Annotated in this window: 12 protein-coding genes; 6 read left to right on the forward strand and 6 right to left on the reverse strand. The window is 56.0% G+C overall.

All coding sequences use genetic code 11. From position 1 onward, the window contains the following. Window positions 1–30: 30 nt before the first annotated feature. Genes AC0V60_RS05870 through dusB form a run of 3 tightly spaced genes read right to left on the reverse strand, consistent with a single transcriptional unit; the run spans window position 31 to window position 3,584 of the window. Window positions 31–1,464, reverse strand: coding sequence for a sigma-54-dependent transcriptional regulator (locus AC0V60_RS05870; RefSeq protein ID WP_486179452.1), 1,434 nt, complete (start codon window positions 1,462–1,464; stop codon window positions 31–33). A 30-nt stretch (window positions 1,465–1,494) separates the two neighbouring features. After that, on the reverse strand, window positions 1,495–2,565 hold the full coding sequence (locus AC0V60_RS05875; RefSeq protein WP_486177571.1) for a two-component system sensor histidine kinase NtrB: 1,071 nt from the start codon (window positions 2,563–2,565) through the stop codon (window positions 1,495–1,497). Beyond that, window positions 2,562–3,584 carry a tRNA dihydrouridine synthase DusB gene (dusB, locus tag AC0V60_RS05880; RefSeq protein WP_486177572.1) on the reverse strand — a complete coding sequence of 341 codons (1,023 nt, stop codon included), beginning with the start codon at window positions 3,582–3,584 and terminating at the stop codon, window positions 2,562–2,564. Before dusB ends, AC0V60_RS05875 begins: the two co-directional genes overlap by 4 nt. A gap of 62 nt (window positions 3,585–3,646) precedes the next feature. Here dusB and AC0V60_RS05885 point away from each other — a divergent pair, with 62 nt between their 5' ends. The 3 genes from AC0V60_RS05885 to AC0V60_RS05895 all read left to right on the forward strand — a co-directional run bounded on the left by AC0V60_RS05885 (window position 3,647) and on the right by AC0V60_RS05895 (window position 6,017). Further along, the gene (locus tag AC0V60_RS05885; protein WP_486177573.1) at window positions 3,647–4,885 is read left to right on the forward strand and encodes a bifunctional 2-C-methyl-D-erythritol 4-phosphate cytidylyltransferase/2-C-methyl-D-erythritol 2,4-cyclodiphosphate synthase; all 1,239 of its coding nucleotides are present in this window, start codon (window positions 3,647–3,649) and stop codon (window positions 4,883–4,885) included. Continuing rightward, entirely contained in the window at window positions 4,885–5,430 is a 546-nt protein-coding gene (locus tag AC0V60_RS05890; protein ID WP_486177574.1) for a hypothetical protein, read from the forward strand. Before AC0V60_RS05885 ends, AC0V60_RS05890 begins: the two co-directional genes overlap by 1 nt. Window positions 5,431–5,504: 74 nt before the next feature. Then, the gene (locus tag AC0V60_RS05895; protein WP_486177575.1) at window positions 5,505–6,017 is read left to right on the forward strand and encodes a CinA family protein; all 513 of its coding nucleotides are present in this window, start codon (window positions 5,505–5,507) and stop codon (window positions 6,015–6,017) included. Here the strand turns inward: AC0V60_RS05895 and AC0V60_RS05900 are convergent. Together AC0V60_RS05900 and lipA are read right to left on the reverse strand one after the other, a co-directional pair. After that, window positions 5,978–6,439 carry a type II toxin-antitoxin system RatA family toxin gene (locus AC0V60_RS05900; RefSeq protein WP_486177576.1) on the reverse strand — a complete coding sequence of 154 codons (462 nt, stop codon included), beginning with the start codon at window positions 6,437–6,439 and terminating at the stop codon, window positions 5,978–5,980. The genes AC0V60_RS05895 and AC0V60_RS05900 overlap by 40 nt on opposite strands. Further along, a complete protein-coding gene (gene lipA / locus AC0V60_RS05905; RefSeq protein WP_486177577.1) occupies window positions 6,439–7,395 on the reverse strand; it encodes a lipoyl synthase in 957 nt (318 codons plus the stop codon). The genes AC0V60_RS05900 and lipA overlap by 1 nt, the downstream gene beginning before the upstream one ends. A 141-nt stretch (window positions 7,396–7,536) precedes the next feature. Between lipA and AC0V60_RS05910 the strand changes: the two genes are divergently transcribed. Genes AC0V60_RS05910 through AC0V60_RS05920 form a run of 3 tightly spaced genes read left to right on the forward strand, consistent with a single transcriptional unit; the run spans window position 7,537 to window position 9,511 of the window. Continuing rightward, entirely contained in the window at window positions 7,537–8,523 is a 987-nt protein-coding gene (locus AC0V60_RS05910) for a sodium-dependent bicarbonate transport family permease (protein ID WP_486177578.1), read from the forward strand. Further along, window positions 8,520–8,831: a P-II family nitrogen regulator gene (locus tag AC0V60_RS05915; RefSeq protein ID WP_486177579.1), complete on the forward strand. Its 312-nt coding sequence runs from the start codon at window positions 8,520–8,522 to the stop codon at window positions 8,829–8,831. The genes AC0V60_RS05910 and AC0V60_RS05915 overlap by 4 nt, the downstream gene beginning before the upstream one ends. Before the next feature lie 38 nt (window positions 8,832–8,869). Then, the gene (locus AC0V60_RS05920; RefSeq protein WP_486177580.1) at window positions 8,870–9,511 is read left to right on the forward strand and encodes a carbonic anhydrase; all 642 of its coding nucleotides are present in this window, start codon (window positions 8,870–8,872) and stop codon (window positions 9,509–9,511) included. Window positions 9,512–9,588: 77 nt separating this feature from the next. Here the strand turns inward: AC0V60_RS05920 and AC0V60_RS05925 are convergent, their stop codons facing one another. Then, window positions 9,589–10,962 (reverse strand): hypothetical protein, encoded by a 1,374-nt coding sequence (locus tag AC0V60_RS05925; protein ID WP_486177581.1) that lies wholly within the window; start codon window positions 10,960–10,962, stop codon window positions 9,589–9,591. Window positions 10,963–11,239 lie beyond the last annotated feature (277 nt).

Consider the following 11,239-nt stretch of genomic DNA (forward strand, 5'->3'; position numbering starts at 1 on the left):
GCAAAAGTGACATATTTGCCGCGAACTGCGTTAAAGCGGTCTGGAAAAGCGATCAGGTTCTATCAAAAGCTCGGTGACACGTTTGCGCAAAGTGTTGCGATTGATGCCCAGCAACTTGGCAGCCCGCAATTGATTGCCGCCGGTCTGGCGAAGCGCGTATTCGATCAATGGCTTTTCAAAGGCCGACAAGGCGTTTCCATACACCATGCCATGGGGTGGGTCTTGCCGCAAAAGCCACCTTTCAAGCGCTGCACCAATTTCCGCATCAGGATGGTCATCATCGGCATCAGGAGAATTAAACGCGCGCTCATCCCCAAGGGTGTCGATCAGGACCTCGTTGTCGATCTCATCCTTTCGGCTCATCACAGCCAAGCGGTAGATCGCGTTACGCAGTTCGCGCACATTGCCGCGCCAATGCCGCTTTGCAAGGCCTTGCGCAGCCTCGGCTGTCAGCAAACGCTGGGGCAAGCCCTCATCGGCTGCCTGCGCAAGGAAATGCTGTGCCAGAACCTCAATATCTTCGCGCCGCTCGCGCAAGGGAGGCAGTTCAATTGGCACCACGTTGAGGCGATAAAACAGGTCTTCGCGGAACTTTCCTGCTTCGATCAAAGGTACGAGATCACGGTTGGTCGCAGCGATAATGCGGACGTCCACCGCAATCTCCTGTCTGCCCCCGACCCGTCTTATGCGCCCCGATTGCAGCGCTCTTAGCAGGCGCGTCTGCGCTTCTTGGGGCATATCCCCTATCTCATCGAGGAAAAGCGTGCCGCCATTGGCCTGCTCAAATTTGCCGATTGCCTGCGCAACCGCGCCGGTGAAGGCCCCCTTCTCGTGACCAAACAGCTCGCTTTCCACCAGATCATGCGGAATGGCGGCAGTGTTGACGGCGACGAATGGTCCTGTGTGCCGGCTGCCAAGTTGATGGATCGCTTCTGCGACGAGCTCTTTTCCGGTCCCGCTTTCCCCGGTGACCAGAACGGTCAGATCATTGCGCAGCACCCTTGTCATCATGCGGTAAACCGACTGCATTGCCGCGCTTCGCCCCACGAGGGGCATGCCGTCCCCCTCCTCATTCTGAGGCAAAGCAACAGCCCGCTCCCGCCGGCTGTCCGCCGCTTGTTTCACCGCGCGAACAAGCTCATCCAGATCAAACGGTTTGGGGAAATATTCAAAGACATCGTTATCGCTTGCACGCACCGCTGTATCGAGCGTGTTTTGCGCCGATAAGACGATAATCGGCATATCAGGTGCGGCGCTCCGGACCGCAGAAAGGGTCTGCAAACCGTCGCCGTCTTCAAGCATCACATCGGTGAGCATCACATCAAAGGCGCGATCAGCTAGATAGATATCACGCCCGGCAATTGTGGATGAGCAGGTTATTTCAAAACCTTCATCTTCGAGCGCAGCTGTGATGACAATCGCAATCGCGCTGTCGTCTTCTACCAGTAGAATTGTTTGGGACATCATGCCTCTCGGATTTCTGCTTTGCGCCGATTAGCTGTCGGCTAGCGGCAAGTGGACGCGGAACCGGGTGATACCGCGCTTTGCATCGCGTTCGTGGCTGATTGAACCGTTCATGTCGTGAACAAGCTTTCGAACCAGAGCGAGGCCCAGACCCTGACCCGATTGTTTGGAGGAGACGAAGGGTTCGAAAATATGATCGCGCATCGCGGGATCAACCCCCGGCCCATTGTCACTAATGGTGATCTCAATCGGCAGGCGAACAGCCCTTCCAAACCGGATAGCACTAAAGGCAAGTCCGCTTATAAACCGGGTGCGCACCCTCACCTGGCCTTGTGTCGATGGGTTCACCGCATCGCGCGCGTTTGAAATGAGGTTGATAAGCACCTGCTCCAAAGCATCGCGGTTGGCGAGCACAGGCGGAAGTGAAGGATCGAACTCCTCGATAATTTCGGCCCTAGAGCTGCCCCCAGCGCGAACGGTTGCGATTGCCGAGCGGATAGCCTCATGCGGATTGCAGGCGGCTGTTTCCTCAGCAGTACGGGAGCCTAATTGCTGCATTCGGTCAATCAGACGAACAATTCGGTCCACCTCATCGGTGATCATTGTCGCCAGTTTCGTATCTGCCCCCGTGAGCTTGCGCGCGGCCAGTTGTGCCGCGCCGCGAATGGCAGCAAGAGGGTTTTTGATCTCGTGCCCAAGGATTGAGGGCGCGCCCATGGAAGAAGCAAGCTCATCCTCATTGCCGCTCTCCTCGTGCCCTAATTCCGACAGGGTTATCACGCGCCATCCGGGATGGCTGCTAAGCGGCGAGGCGGTTAAGTTTACGCGCTTGTCCATCTCGCCCGTAGTGATCGCGATTTCCCGCGCCACTAGGGGAGCATCGCTGATTGCTAGCCGCTGCTCTACGCGCGGGTCCAATGGACCGATGAACTCAATCAGGTTCTTGCCAAGGATCCGCTTGGCGCTTTTGCCCAGCAAGATCTCCGCAGATTGATTAAGCTGCACTACGCGCAAACCAGGATCAACGAGCAGCAACGCAAAAAGCAAACCAGCGATCTGCTCGCCAGCACCCGGGCTCCCCAAATGGTCCTGCTGTATCATGCAGCTTTGGCTGTGCGGCCCAAGAAGGGTTCATAAAACCGTTCAATTTCGCCCAGAACTTGGTCGGGGTTGTCGATAAAATTGGCCTTATTGCGAAAGTCGGCTGAGCCATGCATTCCCTTGGTGTACCAGCCCAGATGTTTGCGCGCGATTTTCGTGCCGACATCGCGGCCATAATGGTCAAGCATCCGCTCATAATGCTCAACCAGAACCCCATATTGCTCGTCAAAATTGGGTGTCGCAATGGACTGTCCTGTCCGCCACCAATGCATGACTTGGCCAAGCAGCCACGGCTTCCCATATGCACCTCGGCCAATCATGAGCCCATCTGCGCCCGATTGTTCAAGCGCCTTTGAGGCGTCATCAATGGTGCAGATGTCCCCATTGACGATCACCGGGATCGAAACTGCCTCTTTCACACTGCGGACAAAGGACCAGTCAGCGCTGCCTTTGTACATCTGATTGCGAGTGCGGCCGTGGACGGTAATCATCTTGACGCCCAAATCCTCAGCAATGCGCGCCATCTCAGGGGCATTGAGGCTCTGGTGATCCCATCCCATGCGCATTTTGACGGTAACAGGCACATTGACCGCTTTGACCGTCGCTTCCATCAACTTAGTCGCAAGCGGCACTTCGCGCATCAAGGCGGAGCCCGCCAATTGCCCGACCACCTTGCGCACCGGACAGCCGAAATTGATGTCGATGATCGCAGCGCCATTGCCTTCCTGAAGCTTTGCCGCCTCGCCCATAGAGCCCGGATCACATCCAACCAGCTGCATGGAAACGGGTTCCTCCGTCTTGTCCCACTCCGCCTTTTGCACCGATTGGCGCGTTTCTCGGATCGCGGCCTCGCTCGCGATCATCTCCGTCACATTGAGCCCCGACCCATAGCGTCTTACAAGAGTGCGAAACGGCATATCCGTCACCCCCGTCATCGGTGCGAGCAGGACAGGCTCGTCAATCGTAACAGGCCCGATGTTGATCGGCTTTAGCGCAGGTGGTTTCGGAATATCTGACATAATTTCTAAGGGGCTTTGGGTAGACAGGCTAACAGGGGTGCTCAAAATTTGTGCAGCGCATAGTGGATTGCCAAGTTTGCGTCCAGACCTTAAGCGCGAATGCCTCATGCCCAAGGCCACCCCCTCCCCCATTTGGCGCGCTTGTTGTTGCTGCTGGCAAAGGGCTTAGAGTGGGCGGAGACACTCCAAAACAATTTCGCCAATATCACGGCAGACCTCTTATTAGGCACTCGGTGGAAAGCCTGGCGGAAGCAGGGGCAGCGCCGTTGATTGTGGTGGTTTCTGCTGATGGTAAGGACGATGCGAGGCAAGCCTTGGACGGCATTGATGGACTAATTTTTATTCATGGCGGGGCAACGCGGCAGGCCTCTGTTCGTAACGGTCTTGAGGCCATGAACACAGCGGAAAACCCTCCGCCGTCCGTTTTGATCCACGATGCAGCGCGCCCTGATCTGCCGCAGCGCGTAATTGCCAACCTAATCGCAGCTCTGCAGGCACACCCGGGCGCCATCCCGGCGCTGCCGGTGGTCGATAGCCTTGCTGTAGCAAGCGATGATGGCACGATGGCAGGTACTGCTCAAAGAGAAGTTCTGCGCCGGGTTCAGACACCGCAAGCCTTTCGCTTTGCCGAAATACTATCGGCGCACCGCAGCTGGGACGCAGCAAGCGATGCTGGCGATGATGCACAAGTTCTCGCCGCTTACCTCAAAGACATGAGCGGTTCAGTTGCGCTGGTGCACGGCGATGAGCGACTGAAAAAGATTACTTTCGCCGAGGATTTTGAGGAAGATCGGAAACGCTCCATGAGCACACCCCCATTTCGCATAGGGCAAGGCTATGATGTCCACCGTCTCGAAGAAGGCGAGGAATTGTGGCTGTGCGGAATAAAGCTTGACCATTCCCACGGTCTGAGCGGGCACTCTGATGCAGACGTAGCGCTCCATGCGATTACCGATGCGGTTCTTGGCGGAATTGGCGATGGCGATATCGGCACACACTTCCCTCCCAGCGACCCGCAGTGGAAAGGTGCGCGTTCAGGGCAATTTCTCGAGCACGCGGTGAAACTTGCGAGCAACCAAGGCTACCAAATTGGCAATATCGACCTCACGATTATTTGCGAAGCACCAAAGATCGGCCCACACCGCACTGCCATGCGCACCGAGGTTGCAAAGATGACCGGCCTTGGAGAACCTGCAGTGAGCATCAAGGCCACCACCACCGAAAAACTTGGCTTTACCGGCCGAAATGAGGGGATCGCGGCGCAAGCTATCGTTTCACTCATCGCAAAGGAGACCCCGTGATGAAACGCAAATTTGTTAGCGCATGTGTTGCCCTTTCGGCCTTGATCAGCGCTCAAGCGGCAAGCGCCCAGGAGCAATGTGTCGCTCCTCAAGATCTCGCCGACACGGTCACTTATGCGTTGCCGATCGTCTACGAATCGATCCAGGCACCGTGTGCCGCAACATTCGCATCAAGCAGCTTCATGAAGAATGAGGCGGATGCTTTTATCAATCAATTCAGAGGCAAAGCCGATGCTAGCTGGCCCGGCACTTTGCGACTACTCAAAGTCTTCATGGCGTCGAACGCAGACAAGAACGGCGGGGAGGATCCGGTGGCGCAAGTGATCGCGCTAATGCCCGAGGACACGCTTCGCCCGCTTACCGATGTTATGCTTGACCAGATGGTCAACGACCGTCTTGTCAGCAATATGAAGGTCGAGACCTGCGCTGACATCGCCCAAGCTATGGAACTAATTGCGCCCCTCCCTCCTGAAAACATCGCCAGTCTGACCGCGTTTCTTGCTAAGCAATCCAATCTCGATAATCCTGAGATTTGTAAGAGCTAGGCGGCGACCTGCGTTGACGACGCCCTCGGTCAAGCGGCCACTAATTTGCGGCAAGCCATAGGAGCCTAAGAGCGATGAGCACCTATCTACTCCCCGATGAAATATCCGAGCTTGCTGCCCGCGTGGTCGAAGAGAACGCGAAAGCTGGCCGACTGGTGGCGACCGCTGAAAGCTGCACGGGCGGTCTCGTCGCTGGAGCGCTCACTGAGATTGCAGGCTCGTCTTCGGTTTTGGACCGGGGTTTTGTGACCTATTCCAACGAGGCCAAGATGGATGCACTCGGGGTTGCGCAAGACATCATCGAGACATTCGGCGCAGTTTCCATTGCTTGCGTGTGGGCTATGGCCAAAGGCGCGCTTGAGCGCTCGAACGCGGATGTCGCTGTTGCCATTAGCGGCGTTGCAGGGCCCGGTGGGGGCACCCAATTGAAGCCTGTTGGAACAGTTGTGTTCGCCCGCGTCACCCGCAATTCCGAAGGCGAGCCTGAGGGCGAGCTTAAACATTTCGAAGGCGGCGATGGCCCAGGTGGCCGCGCCGAAATCCGGCGTCAGGCGACGCTTTGCGCGCTGGAATTGCTGCTGCCGTAAAGTTCGCCTGCCCGCGTTTCAAAAGCGGCGACCATCTTGCGAAATGCGCGGTCAAAATATTGGCCTGCCAACGCCTGAAAAACCCGGTTCTTGAACTCAAAATTGACCACAAAGTCGATCTCGCAAGTGGTGTCATCGACAGCGCGGAAGGTCCAGACATTGTCAAGGTCGGACAAGGGCCCATCGACGTATGTGACTGCAATTTCGCTTGGGGGTGTTTTGATTACGCGCGAAGTAAAAGTTTCGCGGATCGACTTAAAGCCGACCACCATATCGGCGAGCATTTCGGTCTCGTTGTCAGAACGCACACGCGTCGCAATAACCCATGGTAAGAACTCGCGATATCGCGCGACATCGGCAACCAGATCGTACATCTGTTCAGCGCTATACGGCAGCCTGCGGGTTTCTCGAATTCCAACCATCAGAGGCTAAGGCGGTCTTTCTTGCGCAATTTCTCTTCGCGCGCTTTTTTCATCACCGCGAAATCATCGCCTGCATGATAACTCGAGCGCGTTAAAGGCGTTGATGCGACCTGAAGGAAGCCCTTGGCGCGTCCGATGGAGCCGTAAGCTTTGAACGCCTTAGGCGTTACGAACTCTTCGACCTTAGCGTGTTTGGGAGTGGGTTGGAGATATTGGCCCATGGTGATGAAATCAACCTCGGCAGAGCGCATGTCATCCATCACCTGATGCACCTCCAGGCGTGCCTCACCCAGGCCCAGCATAATGCCGGACTTCGTAAAGATCAGAGGGTTATGCGATTTCACTTCCTCTAGCAGTCGCAGCGATGAATAATAGCGCGCACCAGGGCGAATGGTGGGGTAAAGCCGGGGCACGGTCTCAAGGTTGTGATTGTAGACATCGGGGCCCGCCTCGCAGATCGCCTCAACCGCAGCGCGCATCTTGCCGCGAAAATCGGGAGTGAGAATTTCGATCGTTGTATTGGGCGTATTACGGCGCAGAGCTTCGATCACCTTTACAAACTGCCCCGCCCCGCCGTCAGGCAAATCGTCGCGGTCAACGCTTGTGATCACGATATGCTCCAGGCCCATTTTGGCCGCAGCAACAGCTGTGTTTTCCGGCTCCATCGGATCAGCTGCGCGCGGCATGCCGGTCTTTACATTGCAAAAAGCACAAGCACGCGTGCACACATCGCCAAGGATCATGACGGTCGCATGTTTTTTTGACCAGCATTCGCCGATATTGGGGCAAGCGGCCTCTTCACACACCGTATTTAGGTTGAGTTCGCGCATGAGCCTGCGCGTCTCATGATAGCCTTTGCTGACCGGCGCACGGACGCGAATCCAGTCGGGTTTGCGCTGGCGCTGTGGGCGTTCGCCCTCCGGTGCGGCCTCGGGCGTTTTCGATAGGTCGTTCATACACCTCCATTTAGGCGCGATGACTTCCTCCCGCAAGCAAGCTGGTGAATAGGCCGCGTGGTCTATGCCAGAAATGCTGGAACACTCACGGGCCAAAAGGATTAATGGGGTGCAACAGACACACCTCTTGCGGGGCACGTAATGCTAGAAACTGCAATTCAGACATTCTCATCGCCTGTAGTGTTATTCTTTGTGCTCGGCTTGTTCGCAGCTTTTGTGCGATCTGATCTCGCGATCCCCGAACCAATCGCCAAAGCGATGTCGCTTTATCTGATGGCAGCGATTGGTCTTAAAGGCGGGGTGGCTGTCTCTAAGTCAGGCATTGATGCGACCGTGGTTTCGGCGCTCGGAGCGGGAATTGTTGCCGGCTTCCTGCTGCCATTCTTTGCCTACGGTGTGCTCAAAACGTTTGGAAAGCTCGACCAGATCAACTCGGGCGCAGTTGCAGCGCACTATGGGTCGATAAGTGTGGTGACTTTTGTGACCGCCACAGAAATTCTCACCGGGCAAGCACGCGAACCCGCCGGCTATATGGTTGCCGTCATGGCAGCAATGGAAGCCCCTGCAATTCTAAGCGGCCTCATCCTCGCACGCGGTCTAGGCAGTTCGGGCGGAACTCAAACCACAGGCGAAATGCTACATGAGGTGTTCACGAACTCCTCGATCATGCTTCTTTTGGGAGCGTTCGTTGTCGGCATGATCGGCGGCGCAGAAGGGTTTGCTCCTGTGAGCCCCTTCTTCGAAGCTGGGTTTAAAGGCGTCCTTTGCATCTTCTTGCTCGATATGGGCTTGATCGCAGCGCGAAGGATGATGGACGCGCGTTCGGTCACTTGGCGTCTGGCCGCGATTGCGATCTTTTTGCCCATCGTAAACGGCCTTGTCGGAACCGCACTTGGCGTGGGGATCGGGCTTGATACAGGCTCGTCCGCCGCGCTAGGCGTTCTGTGTGCCAGTGCCAGCTATATCGCGGTGCCTGCGGCCATGCGGCTTGCACTTCCTGAAGCTGACCCGGGAATATATCTCACCATGTCTTTGAGCATCACCTTCCCTTTCAACGTGCTTATCAATATTGGTGTGATCAGCGCCTTTGCAGCCATGTTGACGGGCGTAAATGGAGGGGTTCTATGATTGAAACAGTCACTCGCAAACGCATCGAGATCCTTACCGATAAAGCGCTTCAAGCCCGCGTCACCGATGCGATTGAGAAGGTTGGAATTGCGGGGTGGACCATTCTGCCTGTAAGCTCGGGCAAAGGGCGTGAGGGTATTTGGCGCGAAGAAAGCGTGCTGGGGACTGATAAAGTCTTCGTTCTCACCATTGCTGCGGAAGATAAGGCTCAGGCTCTTGCAGAGGAGCTTGCACCTGTGCTTACACACTTCGGCTTCTTGCTAAGCATGGGGGATGTCCAAGTTATTCGCGGCGAGCGGTTCACATAAGAGCCCCACTCTCCGCGGCGCTCGCGGAGGGATGATACGTGCCAGAATATGCCGAGCTTCTGAAAGGCTATCGCCGGTTTCGAGAAGACACTTATCCGCGCCAAAAGGCGCGGTTTGATGAGACCATCGCGGATGGTCAGCATCCAAAGCTTTTGATCATCGGATGTTCGGACAGCCGCGTTGATCCCGCTCAAATTTTCGATGTGGATCCCGGCGATATCTTTGTCGTCCGAAATGTCGCCGCGCTGGTGCCGCCATTTGAAATCACTGGAGGTCAGCAAGGTGTCTCAGCTGCGGTCGAATTTGCGGTGCAGATGCTTCAAGTCGCCCAGATTGTGGTGATGGGCCACGGTCGGTGCGGGGGCTGCCAGGCGGCGCTCACAAAGGCGTTCGAGAGCGCCGATCCGGGTGAAGGTGCGTTTATCGCCAATTGGGTGGGCTTGCTTGACGAGGCGCGCGACAATGTGGCGCGCAAATACGGCACCGAAGGGCGCAAAGCGGAGCTAGCAATGGAGTTTGCCGCAGTCCGCCAAAGCCTCAGCAACCTTCGCACATTTCCTTGGATTGCTGAAAAGGAAGCCGCGGGAACTCTCAAATTGCGCGGTGCGCACTTCTCTATTGCTGAGGGCGTCTTGTATTCACTTGATGAGGAAACAGGCGCTTTTCTGCCCGAGTTATAGCTGCCAGCAGGCCCAAACAAAAAAAGGACGCCGAGAATAAAGTCCCGGCGCCCCCATTGTTACGTTTGTGCGAAATGTTACTCGCTCGTGCCCGCAGTTGCAGGAGCGCTTGAAGGCACCACGGCCGGGGCAGGTGCAGCTGCGGGAGCAGTTTCAGCTTGCTGCTGATTAGCATAGGCGGTCCACAAAAGCGCAATTGGCTTGCGCGTGCCTGTGATCCGGTCAAGCGTCGCAATTGCGTCTGTATGGTTGCCCATACCAATTTGCGCAATAGCAAGCCGGTTAAGCTCCTCGTTGACGTTCGCTCCCGGCATAGTGAGCGAGCGCTCGTAGAACTTGGCGGCCTTTGCATACTCGCCGTAGCTCAAGAATGCATCGCCAGCGGCCACAACCGTGCGGAGCCCTGCACCCGGCGCGGAGGCGTCACGTTCCAGCGCTGGAAGGTCTGCGCGGTCAGCCGCGAGCCGGTTGTTTGCGATGCCTAGCGATTCGGCGATAAACAGATTGCTGTCGAGCAGAACGCCCGCTGCCTTTCCTTCTGTGATTACGTTCTTGACTTCGCTGGGAAGCCGGCGGGCATCGGCCACCTCAACATAATAGTCATAGTCAGCCGCATCGCTGAGCGAACCAGCAGCGCGGGCAAGGCGGAAAAGATCAAGTATCTCGCCAGACTCAAAATCATTCAAGTTACGCGCAATATTTACCGCATCGCGCCAGTTCGACTTTGTCGGATAATCAGCGAGCCACAGGCTTGCGATCTCATAGACCATCGGAGAAAGCTCGTTTTCATACGCAACGGTGACCCCGCGCCGATACCAGGTTTCGTCAACTGGGAGACCTTGAGCTTTCTGGCCCGCGACGGCATCGCGCAGGTATGAATAGCCCGCTTCGTATTCGCCACTGCTGAAGAGATTTTCCATCATCGTCACCCGCATGATCGAGGGGTTGATCGTGGCCGTGGTGAAGTTGTCGTCGATAGCCGCTTGCAAATATGTGCGGGCTTTCTGGTTCATTTCTTGATGGTTGGCCAGCTGATAGGCGATGAAGTTGTAACGACCGGTTTGTTCAGCAGGAACTTTGCCGCTGCTGATCAGTATTTCCATACCACGCAACTGCAAACCTTTATCGTCTGCACGAATACCGGCGTTATAAATCAAATTGCCGCCCGCCATTTTCTCATCAGCTGAGATAAGAAGCGGGGTTAAAGCGTCAAACCGGGATGAAATACCCGAGATATCCGCTGTCTCATCTTTCAGAAGCTCTTCAATCGGCACGTAGACCTCGCGGAATTCCTGAGAATATCCGCCGCCATCGTTTTCATCTTTTTTCTTTTTGCGCTGCGCGCTAACCTCGGTCGGCATTACAGCGGTTGCAACAACTGCGCCGCCGGTTGCCAAAGCAATGGCGAGGGCGAGCGGAGAGGTACTTTTACGCGTGAGAAATGTGATCATTCTGGGTCCCTCTAGCAAATGGTTATTCAGCCGTCCGTTGGGGGTGCGGCTGCTTAAAGAATCTCTAGACCGCTCAATGAACGAGGCGGTGTCCTATTGCAATTGGTACTAGAGGAAGCGTGCTGAACGAGGATTGAATGGGGCGTACATATCGGTCTCAATCGCGCAATTATAGTTCGCAATTTCTCATCAAAGGTCCTTGGGCTGCCGTGCACAGTTCCAAATGTGGAAAAAGCCAAGAATGAACCGGTAACTTGGGGCCAGTCGGTGGCACTCG

Source organism: Erythrobacter sp. S259 (assembly GCF_057364965.1).

Excerpts from the sequence above, each read along its gene's own strand:
- AC0V60_RS05870 (WP_486179452.1), bottom strand. The coding sequence starts at position 1,464 with ATGTCCCAAACAATTCTACTGGTAGAAGACGACAGCGCGATTGCGATT.
- AC0V60_RS05875 (WP_486177571.1), bottom strand. The coding sequence starts at position 2,565 with ATGATACAGCAGGACCATTTGGGGAGCCCGGGTGCTGGCGAGCAGATC.
- dusB (WP_486177572.1), bottom strand. The coding sequence starts at position 3,584 with ATGTCAGATATTCCGAAACCACCTGCGCTAAAGCCGATCAACATCGGG.
- AC0V60_RS05890 (WP_486177574.1), top strand. The coding sequence starts at position 4,885 with ATGAAACGCAAATTTGTTAGCGCATGTGTTGCCCTTTCGGCCTTGATC.
- AC0V60_RS05895 (WP_486177575.1), top strand. The coding sequence starts at position 5,505 with ATGAGCACCTATCTACTCCCCGATGAAATATCCGAGCTTGCTGCCCGC.
- AC0V60_RS05900 (WP_486177576.1), bottom strand. The coding sequence starts at position 6,439 with ATGGTTGGAATTCGAGAAACCCGCAGGCTGCCGTATAGCGCTGAACAG.
- lipA (WP_486177577.1), bottom strand. The coding sequence starts at position 7,395 with ATGAACGACCTATCGAAAACGCCCGAGGCCGCACCGGAGGGCGAACGC.
- AC0V60_RS05910 (WP_486177578.1), top strand. The coding sequence starts at position 7,537 with ATGCTAGAAACTGCAATTCAGACATTCTCATCGCCTGTAGTGTTATTC.
- AC0V60_RS05915 (WP_486177579.1), top strand. The coding sequence starts at position 8,520 with ATGATTGAAACAGTCACTCGCAAACGCATCGAGATCCTTACCGATAAA.
- AC0V60_RS05925 (WP_486177581.1), bottom strand. The coding sequence starts at position 10,962 with ATGATCACATTTCTCACGCGTAAAAGTACCTCTCCGCTCGCCCTCGCC.